Origin of the sequence: Agrobacterium sp. CCNWLW32 (assembly GCF_037083425.1) — a bacterium.
Taxonomy (GTDB): Bacteria; Pseudomonadota; Alphaproteobacteria; order Rhizobiales; family Rhizobiaceae; genus Agrobacterium; species Agrobacterium radiobacter.
In genome coordinates this window covers 575,833-593,122 of sequence record NZ_JBAOJM010000001.1, presented here as the reverse complement: position 1 = coordinate 593,122, position 17,290 = coordinate 575,833, and the positions used below count along the sequence as shown (strand labels likewise).

The 17,290-nt window shown below is 60.0% G+C and carries 12 protein-coding genes; 9 read left to right on the top strand and 3 right to left on the bottom strand.

All coding sequences use genetic code 11. The features are described 5' to 3' along the window. Window positions 1-200 precede the first annotated feature (200 nt). The 6 genes from topA (at window position 201) to rpmG (ending at window position 7,839) form a co-directional block, all read left to right on the top strand. On the top strand, window positions 201-2,870 hold the full coding sequence (gene topA / locus V6R85_RS03110; protein ID WP_111834314.1) for a type I DNA topoisomerase: 2,670 nt from the start codon (window positions 201-203) through the stop codon (window positions 2,868-2,870). After that, a complete protein-coding gene (gene rnr / locus V6R85_RS03105) occupies window positions 2,867-5,221 on the top strand; it encodes a ribonuclease R (protein WP_111780855.1) in 2,355 nt (784 codons plus the stop codon). The genes topA and rnr overlap by 4 nt, the downstream gene beginning before the upstream one ends. 45 nt (window positions 5,222-5,266) lie before the next feature. Further along, complete coding sequence (locus tag V6R85_RS03100; protein WP_003502429.1) at window positions 5,267-5,710, top strand: DUF983 domain-containing protein; 444 nt, start codon at window positions 5,267-5,269, stop codon at window positions 5,708-5,710. 61 nt (window positions 5,711-5,771) lie between these two features. Continuing rightward, window positions 5,772-6,398 (top strand): NUDIX hydrolase, encoded by a 627-nt coding sequence (locus tag V6R85_RS03095; RefSeq protein WP_003502427.1) that lies wholly within the window; start codon window positions 5,772-5,774, stop codon window positions 6,396-6,398. A gap of 17 nt (window positions 6,399-6,415) precedes the next feature. After that, window positions 6,416-7,582, top strand: a complete 1,167-nt coding sequence (locus V6R85_RS03090; RefSeq protein WP_162695539.1) for an MFS transporter — start codon at window positions 6,416-6,418, stop codon at window positions 7,580-7,582. Window positions 7,583-7,671: 89 nt separating this feature from the next. Then, window positions 7,672-7,839, top strand: coding sequence for a 50S ribosomal protein L33 (gene rpmG, locus V6R85_RS03085; protein WP_003496403.1), 168 nt, complete (start codon window positions 7,672-7,674; stop codon window positions 7,837-7,839). An 890-nt stretch (window positions 7,840-8,729) separates the two neighbouring features. Here rpmG and V6R85_RS03080 read toward each other — a convergent pair. Next, window positions 8,730-10,100 carry a PleD family two-component system response regulator gene (locus V6R85_RS03080; protein WP_020810760.1) on the bottom strand — a complete coding sequence of 457 codons (1,371 nt, stop codon included), beginning with the start codon at window positions 10,098-10,100 and terminating at the stop codon, window positions 8,730-8,732. Window positions 10,101-10,118: 18 nt separating this feature from the next. Then, a complete protein-coding gene (locus V6R85_RS03075; protein WP_003496409.1) occupies window positions 10,119-10,490 on the bottom strand; it encodes a response regulator in 372 nt (123 codons plus the stop codon). 131 nt (window positions 10,491-10,621) lie between these two features. On the opposite strand from V6R85_RS03075, the gene V6R85_RS03070 reads away from it, so the two are divergent. The 3 genes from V6R85_RS03070 (at window position 10,622) to V6R85_RS03060 (ending at window position 13,692) form a co-directional block, all read left to right on the top strand. Continuing rightward, a complete protein-coding gene (locus V6R85_RS03070) occupies window positions 10,622-10,930 on the top strand; it encodes a DUF3572 domain-containing protein (RefSeq protein WP_111784503.1) in 309 nt (102 codons plus the stop codon). 70 nt (window positions 10,931-11,000) lie between these two features. Continuing rightward, a complete protein-coding gene (locus tag V6R85_RS03065) occupies window positions 11,001-12,284 on the top strand; it encodes a DNA polymerase IV (RefSeq protein WP_111834312.1) in 1,284 nt (427 codons plus the stop codon). A 169-nt stretch (window positions 12,285-12,453) separates the two neighbouring features. Beyond that, a complete protein-coding gene (locus tag V6R85_RS03060) occupies window positions 12,454-13,692 on the top strand; it encodes a L,D-transpeptidase family protein (protein WP_111834311.1) in 1,239 nt (412 codons plus the stop codon). A gap of 21 nt (window positions 13,693-13,713) precedes the next feature. Here V6R85_RS03060 and dnaE read toward each other — a convergent pair whose 3' ends face one another. Further along, the gene (gene dnaE / locus V6R85_RS03055; RefSeq protein WP_111834310.1) at window positions 13,714-17,217 is read right to left on the bottom strand and encodes a DNA polymerase III subunit alpha; all 3,504 of its coding nucleotides are present in this window, start codon (window positions 17,215-17,217) and stop codon (window positions 13,714-13,716) included. Between the last annotated feature and the right edge of the window lie 73 nt (window positions 17,218-17,290).

Here is a 17,290-nt window from a genome sequence, read left to right as displayed (position 1 = left end):
TGCCCATCATAACCAATTTACCAAAGATTGCAATACAACAATAGATTATCCATAGGTTGCAATCACCTTGGAGTGATAAAATCGGCCTTGCCTCTTGACCCGCGCGCATTACCTGTCCATGTCGAAATATAAAGAAGGCCAATTGCGGCATCGCGCGGCGATCCGGCCATGTTAACGGACCAGTTCCAGAGAAAAACAATATGAATGTCGTCGTCGTAGAATCTCCTGCCAAAGCCAAGACGATCAATAAGTATCTTGGCCCGGGCTATAAGGTTCTTGCATCCTTTGGCCATGTGAGGGATCTTCCTGCCAAGGACGGATCGGTGCTGCCCGACCAGGATTTCGAAATGTCCTGGGAAGTCGACAGCGCTTCCGCCAAGCGCATGAAGGATATTGCCGATGCGGTAAAATCCTCCGACGGCCTCTTTCTCGCAACCGACCCGGATCGCGAAGGTGAAGCCATTTCCTGGCACGTTCTCGATCTTTTGAAGAAGAAGCGCGTTCTCGGCGACAAGCCGGTCAAGCGCGTGGTCTTCAACGCCATCACCAAAAAGGCGGTGCTGGATGCCATGGCGAACCCGCGCGACATCGACATTCCGCTGGTAGACGCCTATCTCGCCCGCCGTGCGCTGGATTATCTCGTCGGCTTCAACCTGTCGCCGGTGCTGTGGCGCAAGCTGCCCGGCGCGCGCTCGGCCGGCCGCGTGCAGTCCGTTGCGCTGCGTCTCGTCTGTGACCGCGAATCCGAGATCGAGCGTTTCGTTTCCGAAGAGTACTGGAATATCAGCGCGCTTTTGAAGACCCCGCGCGGTGACGAGTTCGAGGCCAAGCTGGTTTCCGCTGACGGCAAGCGATTGCAGAACCGCGCGATCAAGACCGGCGAAGACGCGAACCGGCTGAAGACGCTGCTGGACGGCGCGACTTATGTGGTCGACAGCGTCGAGGCGAAGCCCGTCAAGCGCAATCCCGGCCCGCCCTTCACCACATCGACGCTGCAGCAGGCGGCCTCCTCGCGCATGGGCTTTTCCGCCTCGCGCACCATGCAGGTGGCGCAGAAGCTTTACGAAGGCATCGATATCGGCGGCGAGACCGTCGGTCTGATCACCTATATGCGTACCGACGGCGTGCAGATGGCGCCGGAAGCGATCGATGCCGCCCGCCTTGCCATCGGCGAGCAGTTCGGCGACCGTTACGTCCCGGAAAAGGCGCGTTTCTATTCCACCAAGGCCAAGAACGCCCAGGAAGCGCACGAAGCGATCCGCCCGACCGATTTCAACCGCACGCCGGATCAGGTGAAGCGTTACCTCGATCCCGATCAGCTGCGCCTTTACGACCTGATCTGGAAGCGCGGCATTGCGAGCCAGATGGCCTCTGCCGAAATCGAACGCACCACGGTGGAAATCCTTGCCGACAAGAACGGCGAAAAGGCCGGTCTTCGTGCCGTCGGCTCGGTGATCCGTTTCGACGGTTTCATCGCCGCCTATACCGACCAGAAGGAAGATGGCGAGCAGAGCGACGACGGTGATGACGAAGGCCGTCTGCCGCCGATCAACGAACGCGAAAACCTCGCCAAGCAGAAGATCAATGCCAGCCAGCATTTCACCGAACCGCCGCCGCGTTATTCGGAAGCCTCGCTGATCAAGAAGATGGAAGAGCTCGGCATCGGCCGTCCTTCCACCTATGCGGCGACGCTGAAAACGCTGAGCGACCGCGAATATATCGTCGTCGACAAACGCAAGCTGATACCGCATTCGCGCGGCCGGCTGGTGACGGCTTTCCTCGAAAGCTTCTTCACCAAGTACGTCGAATACGATTTCACCGCAGCCCTTGAAGAAAAGCTCGACCGCATCTCCGCCGGCGAACTGGACTGGAAGCAGGTTCTGCGTGATTTCTGGAAGGATTTCTTCGCCCAGATCGAAGATACCAAGGAACTGCGCGTCACCAACGTTCTCGATGCGCTGAACGAGGTTCTGGCGCCGCTGGTCTTCCCCAAGCGCGAGGACGGGTCCGATCCGCGCATCTGTCAGGTTTGCGGCACCGGCAATCTTTCGCTGAAGCTCGGCAAATATGGTGCTTTTGTCGGTTGCTCCAACTATCCGGAATGCAACTATACACGCCAGCTGACCTCGGACGGTTCGGAAGCCGAAGCTGCCGCATCGAACGAGCCGAAGGCGCTGGGCGCCGATCCGATGACTGGAGAAGAGCTCACGCTCCGCTCTGGCCGTTTCGGGCCCTATATCCAGCGTGGCGACGGCAAGGAGGCCAAGCGCTCCTCGCTGCCCAAGGGCTGGAAGCCTGAAGATATCGACCACGAAAAGGCTCTGGCGCTCATCAACCTGCCGCGCGATATCGGCAAGCACCCCGAAACCGGCAAGATGATCTCGGCCGGTCTCGGCCGCTACGGACCATTCCTGCTGCATGACGGTTCCTACGCGAACCTCGAAAGCATCGAGGACGTGTTCGCGATCGGCCTCAACCGGGCAGTAACCGTCATTGCCGAGAAACAGAGCAAGGGACCGGGACGCGGCCGCAGCGGCACGCCGGCTGCTCTGAAGGAACTGGGCGACCACCCCGATGGCGGCGCGATCACTGTTCGTGACGGGCGTTACGGCGCTTATGTGAACTGGGGCAAGGTCAACGCGACCATTCCAAAGGGACAGGACCCGGCTTCGGTGACGCTGGACGAGGCGTTGGTGTTGATTGCCGAGCGTATTGCCAAGACCGGCACCGGCGGCAAGCCTGTAAAGGCCAAGAAGGCCGATGGTGACGCCGCGGCGAAGCCGAAGGCGACCAAGGCCAAGGCGGCAACAAAGAGCAAAACGGCCGCCAAGCCGAAGGCAGCGGCCAAACCCAAGAAGGCAGCAGAGTGAGCAAGGCGCCGCGTCAGAGACAGGGTTCCGCCAGCGACGGTTTCGGACGCACCGGGCGCGGCAAGCGTGTGAATGAAGGTGAAGGCATCATCCATGGCGAGGTGCCTTCCCGCGAAGTGCTGCTGAAATTCATCGCCGACCACCCGCAGCAGGCCTCCAAACGCGAAATCGCCAAGGCTTTCGGCCTGAAGGGTGAAAACCGCGTGGTCCTGAAGGCGCTGCTGAAGGAGCTTGAAACCGACGGCATGGTCCAGAAGAGCCGCAAGTCTCTGACACGCCCGGGCGGCCTGCCGCCTGTGACGGTTCTCGACATCACCACCCGTGACAAGGACGGCGAACTGATCGGCCGGCCGGCGGAATGGCCGGAGGATCAGGGCGCGGCACCCGCCGTACTCATCCGCCAGTCATCGCAGGACCGCGGCAAGAAGGCCCCGGCAGCGGGTCTTGGCGATCGTATTCTGGCGAAGATCTTCCCCTCCAAGGAAAGCGCCGGCCCGGCCTATACGGCCCGTGTCGTGAAGCTGATCGACCGCCGCCAGAACGCGCTGCTCGGCGTATTCAAGGAGACGGCAGGCGGCGGCGGACGGCTGATGCCGATCGACCGGCGTGGCGAGGAAATGGTCATCGACCCCGATGGCGTCGGCGATGCAAAGGATGGCGATCTGATCGAGGTGGAAACCTCGCGCAACAGCGGTCGTTATGGCCTGACGCGCGCCAAGGTTCTGTCGGTCATCGGCTCTGTCGCCTCCGAAAAGGCGATCTCGATGATCGCGATCCATTCCCACGGCATTCCGCATATCTTCCCCTCGAACGTTCTTGCCGAGGCGGATGCCGCCAAGGCAGCCAGCATGTCGCACCGCGAGGACTGGCGCGACCTGCCGCTCATAACCATCGATCCGGCCGACGCCAAGGATCATGACGATGCGGTCTATGCCGAGCCCGACACGTCTCCCGACAATCCTGACGGCGTCATCGTCACCGTCGCCATTGCCGATGTCTCCTGGTATGTGCGGCCCGGTTCGCCGCTGGACCGCGAGGCGCTGAAGCGTGGCAATTCCGTCTATTTCCCCGATCGCGTCGTGCCGATGTTGCCGGAGCGCATTTCCAACGATCTCTGCTCGCTGAAGGAAGGCGTTGACCGCCCTGCCCTTGCGGTGCGGATGACCTTTTCGAAGGAAGGCCGCAAGGCGGGCCACACCTTCCACCGCATCATGATGAAGAGCGCGGCGAAGCTTTCCTACCAACAGGCACAGGCAGCCATTGACGGCAGGCCGGACGACAAGACCGGTACGCTGCTGGAACCTATCCTGAAGCCGCTGTGGCATGCCTATGAGGTGATGAAGCGCGGCCGTGACCGCCGCCAGCCGCTGGAACTCGACATGCCGGAGCGCAAGATCCTGCTTCGGCCTGATGGTACGGTGGACAAGGTCGTCATTCCCGAACGCCTCGATGCGCATAAGCTGATCGAAGAAATGATGATCCAGGCGAACGTCGCCGCCGCCGAGACGCTGGAAAAGAAAAAGCAGCCGCTGGTCTATCGCATCCACGATGCGCCCACGCTTTCCAAGCAGGAGGTTTTGCGCGAATTCCTTGGTACCATCGGCATTACCATGGCCAAGGGAGCGGCCATGCGCGCCAATTCCTTCAATGGCATTCTGGCTCGCGCACTCGACACGCCGCACCAGATCATGGTCAACGAGATGGTGCTGCGCAGCCAGAGCCAGGCGATCTACAGCCCTGAGAATATCGGTCACTTCGGCCTCAACCTGATGAAATACGCGCATTTCACCTCGCCGATCCGCCGTTATGCCGACCTGATCGTGCATCGCGCGCTGGTGGGCTCTCTGGGGCTCGGCGAAGGCGGCATCACCCCGCAGGAAGAAGCGACGCTGGACGATATCGCCGCCGAAATCTCCACCTTCGAGCGGCGCGCCATGGCCGCCGAGCGCGACACCATCAACCGCCTCATCGCGCATCATCTGTCTGAACGGGTGGGCGAAGAATTCGAGGGCCGCGTCGGCGGTGTCACCAAGGCGGGACTTTTTGTCGCGCTGCCGCAGTTTGGTGCTGATGGTTTTGTTCCTATATCTACACTCGGAACCGATTATTTCCTCTATGATGAGGCCCATCAGGCCCTGACAGGGGAAAAGACCGGCCTCGGCTACCAGCTTGGCGATACGGTTCAGGTGCGGCTTGCGGAAGCGGTGCCTTTGGCAGGTGCGCTGCGTTTCGATATGCTGAGCCCGGGGCGCAAGATGCCGGTCGGCTCGCGGTCGTTCCACAAGGCAGGCCGGCGGACATCTCGTCTTGCCGCCAAGCCTGGAACACGTCCGCCGAGAAGGCGACGATAACAAGACCGCTGCAGGCGGTTGAACGAACGGGAGAAGGACTTAAGGATGAGTGCACATCAGGGCTCGGAAACGGTCACCTTCGGAGACGATAGCGCGGAACGGCCGCTTGGCCGCTCGATCATGCGGGGAATGGCCAATCGTTGCCCGGCCTGCGGCAGCGGCCGCCTGTTCCGGGCCTGGCTGAAGCCGGTGGACGCCTGCGCGGCCTGCGGCGAAGAAATGCATCATCACCGTTCGGACGACCTGCCGCCCTATATCTCCATCGTCATCATCGGCCATATCGCCGTTGGCGGCTTCATGATGACGGATATGGTCCTCAACATTCCCATGTGGGCGCATTTCGCCATCTGGGTGCCGATCACCATTCTGTCCGCACTTTTGACGCTGCAACCGATCAAGGGCGGCGTCATCGGCCTGCAATGGGCGCTGCGAATGCACGGTTTTGATCGAAAACAGCAAAAAGTGCAGATAGACGGCTCGTCTCACTGACGTGAGCAGGACCTTGCACGTGCCTGAGCTTTCCCGGGACCCCGAAACGGTGAGCGCTCCCATGCGGCCGCGAGACGCTGCCTCCATCATCCTCTTCGACCGTTCCGGCTCAGGACCCAGGGTCCTGATGGGCCAGCGCAGCAGCGCCCACGTCTTCATGCCGGGCGCCTATGTCTTTCCCGGCGGCAAACGCGATCCGCGCGACCATGCGTTGCCCTTTTCCGGTGATCTGCACCCTGCCGTCCTCAACAGCCTCACCGCTTCGGCGGCGCGCCGCCTGAGTGCCGCTGGCGCGCGGGCTCTGGCGCTGGCCGCCGCGCGCGAGCTTTTCGAGGAAACCGGCGTGAACCTCGGAATGGGTGCCGAAGGTCCTGATCTCTCCCGTTTCCGATATGTGGCTCGCGCCATCACCCCACCCGGTAATGTGCGGCGCTACGACACGCGATTCTTCTGCTGTTATGCCGATGAGTTGGGGCTCGATGTCAGGCTCACCCGTGATTCCGACGAGCTCTCCAACGTGCAATGGCTTGACATGACAGACCTTTCCGGTCTGAACATGCCCAAAATCACACGTACGGTTCTCGAAGATGTCACAAAACTCATGATAGGTGATCCCTCACTGCCCTTTGAAAGCCCCGCGCGGCTCTATATCACGCGCCACGGCCGGTTCATTCGAGACTTTGTATAAAGGCCGTCATGTCACAAATGAAATGCGAAGAAGCGGACGCCATTCACTGGCCCTCACTGATCGCCGCCATTTCCGCCATCAGTGCGGTGGGTGTCGCCATCGGTCTCGGCCTGCCGCTCCTGTCGATCATCCTTGAGAAGCGCGGCATCTCCTCGACCATGATCGGGGTGAATTCGGCCATGGCGGGTGTCGCGGCGATGATGGCCGCCTCGGTGACCAGCAAGATCGCCCATGATTTCGGCGTGGCGCGAACCATGCTTCTCGCGGTCCTGATTTCGGCGCTGAGCGCACTCGGCTTTTATTTCGCCGAAGCCTTCTGGATGTGGTTTCCGCTGCGAATCGTCTTCCATGGCGCGACCACGACGCTGTTCATTCTCTCCGAATACTGGATCAACATGACCGCGCCGCCGAAAAAACGCGGCATGGTTCTCGGCATTTACGCGACCGGCCTTGCGGTCGGTTTCGCGGTTGGTCCATTGCTGTTTTCCGTCGTCGGCAGCGAAGGCATCCTGCCCTTCTTCGTCGGCGCGGCGATCATCCTTCTGGCCGCTATCCCCATCTTCATGGCGCGCGGCGAGAGCCCGGAGCTGGACGAGCGGCCCAATCACCACTTCGTCCGCTACGTCTGGCTGGTGCCGATGGCGTCGGCCGCGGCTTTCGTGTTCGGTTCGGTGCAGGCAGGCGGCCTGTCGCTCTTTCCCATCTACGCCACCCGTGAGGGCTTCAACGAATCGCAGGCGGCGCTGCTGCTGACCGTCATGGGAATCGGCAACATGGTCTTCCAGATACCGATCGGCCTGCTTTCCGACCGGATGAAGGATCGGCGCACCATGCTCGCCCTCATGGCCTTTGCGGGCGTTTGCGGCACGCTGGCGCTGCCGGTTCTGGTGGAAAGCTGGCTTCTGGTGGCGGCGCTGCTGCTGTTCTGGGGTGGCCTCGTCTCCGGCATGTATACCGTCGGCCTCACCCATCTCGGCTCGCGCCTCAAGGGCGCAGATCTCGTGGCCGCCAATGCCGCCTTCATCTTCTGTTACGCCATGGGTACCATTGCAGGACCACAGGCCGTCGGCATTTCCATGGATGTTGCGGGCACCGATGGTTTCGCCTGGGCGCTTGCCGTATTTTTCGGGCTTTACGTGGTGCTTTATGGGTTCCGTTTTGTTTTCCGGGCAAAACAGGCTTGACTTTTCGGGCGCGATACGTAGTTTCGCGCCAGATTTAGCCGAGGTGAGAAGCGCCTGCGGCTTCTCTTTTGTTTAAAGGCAGGACGACCATGGCGAAAGCTACAACAATCAAGATCAAGCTGCTGTCGACAGCCGACACCGGTACCTTCTACGTCACCACCAAGAACAGCCGTACGTTCACGGACAAGATGACGAAGACGAAGTATGACCCGGTTGTACGCAAGCACGTTGAATTCAAGGAAACCAAGATCAAGTAATTTCTTGATCGGGTCTCCGGCAAAAAGCGCGCCCAATGGGCGCGTTTTTTGTTTGTACCCAGCAGAAGAAGTGGCCACAAGCCCTTTGCGCCCAGAGGCTTCCCAGCGGGAAAACAAGGGGCCTGCCTCCTGCCGCCGCGGAAATTGTGCAGTCATTGGCAACGTGTGGACGCAGGTTATCGATGAGTCCGACCACATGGTCTGACGCACCACTCACCACTGCAATCGTTCATGTGTTCAGAGGGTATGCTGGGGGTTACCGCCATCCGCCCCTGCCGCGTCACGACCTCGTCGCGTAAGGAAGACGACTGCGCAAGCCGCTACGCTGCAACGCGTGTACCAAGAGCAGGCAATTTTCGGAAATAAGGCGGTCGGCCAACGATGTGATTACGGCACGAGGAACCGATTCGGACATCGTCAGCCGACCGACCCCACGATTCAGGAGATGCGGCGGACCTGAGCATCATGGGGCATTCAAACTACGCAATACCAGCCCCTGACGAGCGAAATCGCGACGGCTAAGCCGCAATCATTCATCATCGCAAGACGGATAAACCGCCGGAAGAACTGTTATTCTCGATTGTGAGTGTGCGCAGAAGTAAAATAAAAATCAAGAAATTCTTAAGCCAGAGACATATCACCTGGGAAACATGGTTAAGTATACAAAGCTGGCACACTATAGTTGCCGGAGAGATTGAATTCAACGTGTTTTTCAACTTGAACTCTATTTATATCGTTAAGCTGCACCCTTTCATTGCAAAACGATAAAATACATCCAAGGTCAATGGCTTGCAGTCTGGCGGTGTCCATGCCCGATTTCCGAGCGAATATTTCGCCGGGACATGACGGAGAGATTGCGGAATATTTTTAGTTAATCCGCCGCCGCCGGTTCAAGCGGCGGCCGCCACGACGCGGTTGCGGCCGGCGTGTTTCGCCTCGTAAAGCGCCTTGTCCGCATGTTTCAGGATTTCGTCCGGCGCACCGAAGGCGCCGCTGCTGGTGGCTATGCCGAGAGAGGCGGTAATGCTCAATTCCCGATCGATGGAACGGACATAAAAGGGCTTGTCCTCCACGATCGCCCTCAGGCGCTCGGCGACACTTGCCGCAAGCTCTATCGGCGTATCGGGCATGACGACGACGAACTCCTCGCCGCCATAGCGGCAGGCAAGATCCGCACCGCGCACCGTGCTGCGGATGCGTGCCGCAAACTCCCGTAGCACCTCATCGCCGACATCATGGCCATAGGTATCATTGACCAGCTTGAAGCGGTCTATATCGGTCATGCAGATGGAGATCGGACGGCCGCGAACGGCGGCGCGGTCGAACAGTATCTTCAGGTGGTTGTCGAGGTAGCGGCGATTGTTGAGGCCAGTCAGCCCGTCGACAATGGCAAGTTCCATCGTGTGCTGGAGATTGAGCCGCAGATGCTCGTTATAACGCTTGCGCCTGATCTGCGTCAGCGAGCGGGCGACGAGTTCGTTCGGATCGATCGGGCGGAGAATATAATCGTTCACGCCGAGATCGAGCGCGCGCGCCACCATCTCATCCGCCCCCTGCTCCGCCACCAGAAGCAGCGGCAGGAAACGGGTGCGTTCCAGCGAGCGAAGCTGCGAGCACAGCCGCAGCGGATCGTAGTCCTCGAAATTGGAATTGACGATGACGAGTTCGAAGGGATTGCTCGCCGCCTTGAGCAGCGCCGCCTGCGGCTCCGTGACAGCATCGACCTCTGCAATCGGCTTGAGCGCCCGGACGATACGTTCCTGCGAGCTGGCGCGGCCGTCCGCCACCAATACGCGGCCGGGCGTCTGCATCAGGCCATCGCTGCGCAGCATCTCCTCGATGCCGATCTGCCGTGCGGTCTCGGCGCGCAGCCGCAGCTCATCGCTGACGGCCTTGAGGCGGACCAGGCTTTTGACGCGGGCGATCAGCTGCAGGTCGTTGACCGGTTTGGTCAGAAAATCGTCGGCGCCGGCTTTGAGGCCGCGCACGCGATCCGACGGCTGATCGAGTGCGGTGACCATCACGACCGGAATATGCGCCGTATTCGGATTGGCCTTCAGCCTTTCGCAGACCTCGAACCCGTCCATGCCCGGCATCATGATATCGAGCAGGATGATATCGACCTGCTCCTCGTCGCAGATGGCCAGCGCCTTGAAGCCATCCTCGGCGGTGACGACATCGAAATATTCCGCCACAAGACGCGCTTCGAGAAGCTTCACATTGGCCGGGATATCGTCAACAACCAGAACTCTCGCCGTCATAACCGTTCCCCAGTCGCCTCACGCATCGCCCAGATAAGTCTTGATGATTTCGATGAACTTCGGAACGGAAATCGGCTTCGACACATAGGCCTCGCATCCGCCCTGGCGAATACGTTCCTCGTCGCCCTTCATGGCGAAAGCCGTGACCGCGATGACCGGAATGACATGCAGCTCGTCATCCTCCTTCAGCCATTTCGTCACCTCCAGCCCCGAAACTTCCGGTAGCTGGATATCCATGAGGATGAGGTCCGGGCGGTGCTTGCGGGCGAGATCGAGCGCTTCCATGCCGTTGCGCGTCTGGATCGTCGTATAACCAGACGCCTCGATCAGGTCGCGAAAGAGCTTCATGTTCAGCTCGTTATCTTCGACTATCATGACCTGCTTGGGCATGGTGAGCAGTCCCCGTTTCGCTTTGAAACCTTCATCCAGACATATAGGGTGTCAGAGAACCGATTCCATCGTCCATTTGTTGCGCAAGGCTAGAGGGATTTGGTTTCAAAATAGGTAACTTCGGGGAAGAAATGCTGCGCGATACGAAAAACAAAGGCAATGCCGCTCAGGATCCGCAAGAAACGGCGGCCGCCATACTTGGCTGGCTGGCAAACGAGCCGGACATGCTGGCGCGTTTTCTGGCGCTGAGTGGATTGCAGGCCAACATGCTGCGCCAGGCCGTCAACGATCCCGGCTTTCTGGCAGGGCTCACCGATTTTCTTATGAGCCACGAACCCGATCTCATGGCATTTTGCGCCGCGACCGACACGTCACCCGAAACAGTGGCGGCCGCCTGGCATCACTTTTCCGGCCCGGGGCTCGATTCGGGCGTGTATTGACGGACGAGGCCCTTGAGCCGTCGTCACGGCCGGAGTATGGTCGGCGACGTTCTGGTTTTGTTTTCGGCTCATGTCCACGTCGCACCCTTATGATCCCGGTTTTTGCCGCGACTGTCTGGCCGGCCAGCCAGAAGGGTTGAGGCGTTGCCGCGCCTGTGGCAGCCCGCGCCTTGTTTATCACGCCGAACTCTACGATCTGAGCATCGCCCATATCGACTGCGACGCCTTTTATGCCTCTGTTGAAAAACGGGATAATCCGGAACTGGCCGACAAGCCTGTCATCATTGGCGGCGGCAAGCGCGGGGTCGTTTCCACCGCCTGTTATATCGCCCGCATTCAGGGCGTGCGCTCCGCAATGCCCATGTTCAAGGCGCTGGAAGCCTGTCCTGACGCGGTGGTCATCAAGCCGGACATGGAGAAATACAGCCGTGTCGGGCGCGAAATCCGGGCGATGATGCAGGAATTGACGCCGCTCGTGCAGCCAATTTCCATAGACGAGGCCTTTCTCGATCTTTACGGCACCGAGAGGCTGCATCACGATCCACCGGCCCGTGTGCTGGCGAAATTCGCCCGGCGCGTGGAAAAGGAAGTGGGCGTGACCGTTTCAGCCGGGCTTTCCTATTGCAAATTTCTCGCCAAGGTCGCGTCCGACCTGCAAAAACCGCGCGGCTTTTCAGTGATCGGTGAAGCGGAAGCGCTGTCCTTTCTGGCGGCGCGGCCGGTAACCACCATCTGGGGCGTGGGCAAGGCCTTTGCGGCGACGCTGGAAGCGGACGGTATCCGCATGATCGCGCAGCTGCAAGAGATGGAGGAAAGCGAGCTGATGCGCCGTTATGGCGTGATGGGGCAGCGCCTCTTCCGGCTTTCCCGCGGCATTGACGAGCGGCACGTGCATAATAACGACCCCGTCAAAAGCGTGTCTTCCGAAACCACCTTTTTCAACGATATTTCCCGCCATGAGGATCTGGTGCCGATCCTGCGCTCTCTATCCGAAAAGGTTGCCTGGCGGCTGAAGAAAAGCGGCATTGCCGGTCAGACGGTGGTGCTGAAGATGAAGACGGCCGACTTCAAGCTCCGCACCCGCAACCGCAGGCTGGACGATCCCACGCAGCTTGCCGACCGGATTTTCCGCACCGGCCTCTCGCTGCTGGAGAAAGAAACCGACGGCACCAAATTTCGCCTCATCGGCATTGGCGTCAGCGATCTGCGCGATGCGGGCCTCGCCGACCCTCCCGATCTCGTCGACAGACAGGCGGGACGGCGGGCGGCGGCGGAAGCGGCGATGGACAAGCTGCGCGACAAGTTCGGCAAGGGCAGCGTCGAGACCGGCTATACTTTCGGAACACGCAAATAATGCCCGCTGGGTTGTGCGAAGGGTCGCGCAATCTGGCCCCCGTCACGTCGTGCCCGATATATTTTAGATTTTACACAAATTAGTGATGTTCGGGATAAGCCGTCCTTAAACTTCATTAAACTTCGCGTGGTTGAGTGAGGCAAGTTTTGTGCATGTGGTGTATTGCGTCATGTCCCTTCGCCTCCGTCTTATGGCTGGCATGCTGTCGGCCAGCATTCTCGCCTTTCCGGCGCTTGCCGCTGACAGCCGCGCGCTGCAGATTCTGGTATCAAAAAGCGATCAGTCGCTCTCGCTTTATGAAAATGGCGAAATCATCGCCACCTCGAAAGTCTCCACCGGCAAGGCCGGTCATGAGACGCCGAGCGGCATATTCTCCATTCTGGAAAAGCGGAAATACCACGAGTCGAATATCTATTCGGCTGCACCCATGCCCTTCATGCAGCGGCTGACATGGTCCGGTATCGCGCTGCACGAAGGCAAGGTGCCGAACTATGCGGCCTCGCATGGCTGCGTGCGCCTGCCTTCCAAATTCGCCAAGTCACTTTTCGGCGACACGCGCACTGGCGTCCATGTCATCATCACCGACCGCCCGGTCTCGTTGCGTTTCGTACAGCACCCGGCGCTGTTTGTTCCACGCGACGATGCCGATGACGGCAAGCTGCTTCTTTCGGATGTGGAGTTGCGCCCGGCGACATTCGATGCAGCCTTGGGCACGGTTGAGGTTGCCGTCAATGAAAAGACCCAGTCCCTCAAGCCGGCGGCGAAGGCCAGAGAACCCTCACCCCTGCGCATTCTCATCACCCGGCGTGGCGAGCGCGAAAAGGTGATGGATATTCAAACCGTGCTGACCCGTCTCGGCTTCGATGCTGGTTCTGCCGATGGTTACACCGGAGAGATGACGATCAGCGCAATCAATGGTTTCAAGCGCTGGAAGGGGCTGAAGACCACCGGGCCGCTTCTGACCGACGCCTTCGTGGCGGCGCTTTATGCCTCCGCCGGTGAAGACCATCCGCCGACCGGCCAGATCATGGTGCGGCAGGATTTCAAACCGCTGTTCGAAGCAGCCATCGACATCAAGGACCCGGAAGTGGCGCTCGGAACCCACTTCTTCGAGGCTGTTACCGTGGACCGCGCGGCTGGAACTGCCGAATGGAACGGCGTGACGCTCGAAAACCACCTGCCGGCGGCAGCCCGCAAGCGGCTCGGAATCACCGTTACCGAAGCCCCTGGCGGCTTCGATCAATTGAGCGCCGTGCTCAGCCGCCTCGAAATACCCGCAGAGATACGCAGCCGTATCGAACAGGAGCTTTCAAGCGGCAGCTCGATCACCGTTTCCGACATTAGTCACCAGATGGAAACAGGCGCCGGAACGGACTTCATCACCGTTACGAAAGAAGGGCCGGTATGAGCGACGTGTGAGGCGCGAGCCTCACACCAGTTCCACGTCAACGACACCGGGTGCGGACCGCAGCGCAGCGGCGATTTCCGGCGAGATACGGTATTTCTCCGTCAGTTCCACCTCGATCTCGCGGCTGCCTTCATCCTTGATGACGATGAAATAGACCGAGCCGTCACCCTTGGTGTTGAGATGGCGGGCGACCGTTTTCAGCGGACCGGAATCGCGCACATAAACGCGCAGAGCCTTCTGCATCTGCACGGATTTCTCTTCAAGCGACTGCGCCGTCTGTATACGCAGGCCGATGCCTTCCGGGCGCTCTTCCGCCTGCACGGTGATAACAAGCGATTTGCCGACTTCCAGCAGATCCCGGAACTGGCCGAGCCCTTCGGAAAACAGCACCGCCTCATATTGCCCTGATGCATCCGAGAAGGTGACGATTCCCATCTTGTTGCCGGTGCGGGTCTTGCGTTCCTGCTTGCCGGTGACGGTGCCGGCCAGACGCCCGGCGGTCGCACCCTGTTTCACCGCCGCTGAAAAATCGGCGAAATTCTGCACCCGCAACTTTTCCAGCACGGGGCGATAGGTATCGAGAGGATGGGCGGTGAGGTAAAAACCGAGAACCTGATATTCACGCAGCAGTTTTTCCGAAGCGAGCCAGGGCTGGAAAGCGGGCAGGACAAGCTTTTCCGGGCCGTTGCCGCCGCCGGAACCGAACATGTCCGACTGGCCGATGGTGCGATTGTTCTGCGCCATCTGCGCATAACCGATAATGCGGTCCAGCCCGCCGATCAGTTCGGCGCGGTCGCGGCCGAAACAATCGAAAGCGCCGGCATTGATCAGGCTTTCCAGCACACGGCGGTTGATCTGTTTGGGGTCAATGCGCAGGCAGAAATCCTCAAGGCTCGTGAACGGCTTGCCGTCGCGAACCTGGACGATGTGTTCCACCGCACCCTCGCCTACGCCCTTGATGGCGGCCAGCGAATAATAGATGCGGTTTTCACCCGTCTCGAACTGGCGGAAGGACGTCTGCACCGAAGGTGCGACGACCTCGATGCCAAGGCGGCCTGCATCCTGCCGGAAATCGTTGAGCTTTTCCGTGTTCGCCATATCGAGCGTCATGGAGGCCGCGAGGAACTCTACCGGATAATGCGCCTTCATATAGGCGGTCTGGTAGGACACGATGGCGTAGGCGGCGGCATGACTCTTGTTGAAGCCGTAATTGGCGAATTTCGCCAGAAGGTCGAAGATGGTGTTGGCTTGCGGCTTCGAGACGCCATTCTTGATGGCGCCATCGACGAAGCGCTCACGCTGCTGGTCCATCTCCTCCTTGATCTTCTTGCCCATGGCGCGGCGCAGAAGATCGGCTTCGCCGAGCGAATAACCTGACAGGACCTGGGCGATCTGCATCACCTGTTCCTGATAGACGATAACGCCCTGCGTTTCCTTGAGCAGATGGTCGATGGTCGGGTGGATTGATTCCAGCTCCTCCTCGCCATGTTTGCGGGCGTTATAAACCGGGATGTTTTCCATCGGGCCGGGACGATAAAGCGCCACCAGCGCGATGATGTCCTCGATGCAGTCCGGCCGCATGCCGATCAGCGCCTTGCGCATGCCGGCACTTTCCACCTGGAACACGCCGATGGTTTCGCCGCGCGACAGCATCTCGTAAGTTTTGGCGTCATCCAGCGGGATGGCGGCAAGATCAACCTTGATGCCGCGCTTGGCGACGAAATCCACCGCCACCTTCAGCACCGTCAGCGTCTTCAGACCGAGGAAGTCGAATTTGACGAGGCCGGCGCTTTCCACCCATTTCATGTTGAACTGGGTGACCGGCATATCGGATCGCGGATCGCGATACATCGGCACCAGCTTGGAGAGCGGCCGATCGCCAATGACGATACCGGCGGCGTGGGTGGAGGCGTGACGGTAAAGCCCCTCAATCTTCTGGGCGATATCCAAGAGGCGGGCGACGACCGGCTCCTTGTCCGCCTCTTCCTGCAGGCGCGGCTCTTCCTCGATCGCTTTTGACAGCGGCGTCGGATTGGCCGGGTTGTTGGGCACCAGCTTGCAGATCTTGTCCACCTGCCCATAGGGCATTTCCAGCACGCGGCCGACATCACGCAAGGCCGCGCGCGCCTGCAGCGAACCGAAGGTGATGATCTGCGCCACCTGCTCACGGCCATATTTGGCCTGCACGTAACGGATCACCTCTTCACGGCGGTCCTGGCAGAAGTCGATATCGAAGTCGGGCATCGATACGCGTTCGGGATTGAGAAAGCGTTCGAACAGCAGCGAGAAGCGCAGGGGGTCGACGTCGGTAATGGTAAGCGCGTAAGCGACAAGCGAACCCGCACCCGAACCACGGCCAGGGCCTACCGGAATATCATGCTGCTTGGCCCATTTGATGAAGTCGGCAACGATCAGGAAGTAACCGGGAAACTTCATGCGCGAGATGACGCCGAGTTCGAAATCCAGCCTGTCGCGATACTCCTGCTCCGTATAACCGGCCGCCATGCCGAGCGCTGCCAGCCGCTGATCCAGCCCCTCTACTGCCTGGCGGCGAAGCTCCTCGGCTTCAGCGCGTTCCGCCGCTTCGGGGTCGTCGCTGGCGCCGGTGAAGCGCGGCAGGATCGGGCCACGCTTCTTCAGCACGAAGGAGCAGCGGAGCGCGATCTCGACAGTGTTTTCGAGCGCCTCGGGAATGTCGGCAAAAAGCGCCACCATCTCCTCACGACTCTTGAGGTAATGGTCGGGCGTCAACCGAAACCGGCTGTCATCGGAGACGATGGCGTTGTGCGCCACCGCCATCAGCGCATCATGCGCCTCGTAATCAGCCTTGGAGGGGAAGAACGCTTCATTGGTGGCAACCAGCGGAATATCATGCTCGTAAGCAAGGCCGATCATGCGCCGTTCATGGGAACGGTCGTAGCCGGACTGGCGCTGCAATTCGATGTAGAGACTGTCCCCGAAGAGTGACTTCAATGTCAGCAGCCGCTCTTTCGCCTGCGCTGCATGGCCTTCCTTCAAGGCCATATCCACCGGTCCGCCAGAAGCGCCCGTCAGCGCGATCAAGCCGGCATTGGAGGCTTCCTCCAGCCATGCGCGGGTAATATGCACGGAATGACCGCCACTGCCCTCGCCTTCCAGATAGGCGCGGCTGACGATATCCACCAGCCGCTCATAACCTTCGGCATTGGCGGCCAGTAGAACGATGGCGGGAAGTTTCTGAAGATGGCTGTTGTGGTTGCGGCGATCCTCCGCCGCATCCTGCATGTCGATCGACAGCTGGCAGCCGATGATCGGCTGCAGACCCTCATCGCGCGCCTTTTCGGAAAACTCCAGCGCGACGAAGAGGTTGTTGGTGTCGGTAATGGCAATGGCCGGCTGGCCGTCGGCGACGGCCTTGGACATGATTTTCTTGAGGGGCAACGCCCCCTCAAGCAGGGAATAAGCGGAATGAACCCGAAGATGGACGAAACCGGGCGTCTTCAACGTTTCGCCAGAGATCTCTCCACGCATAACCGTATCGCCCATATCATCATCCTGTCATTCTGAATCGAGGGGGCGATTTTCCGATTTCCGGCGCTTAATGTCCACCGCTTTGCGG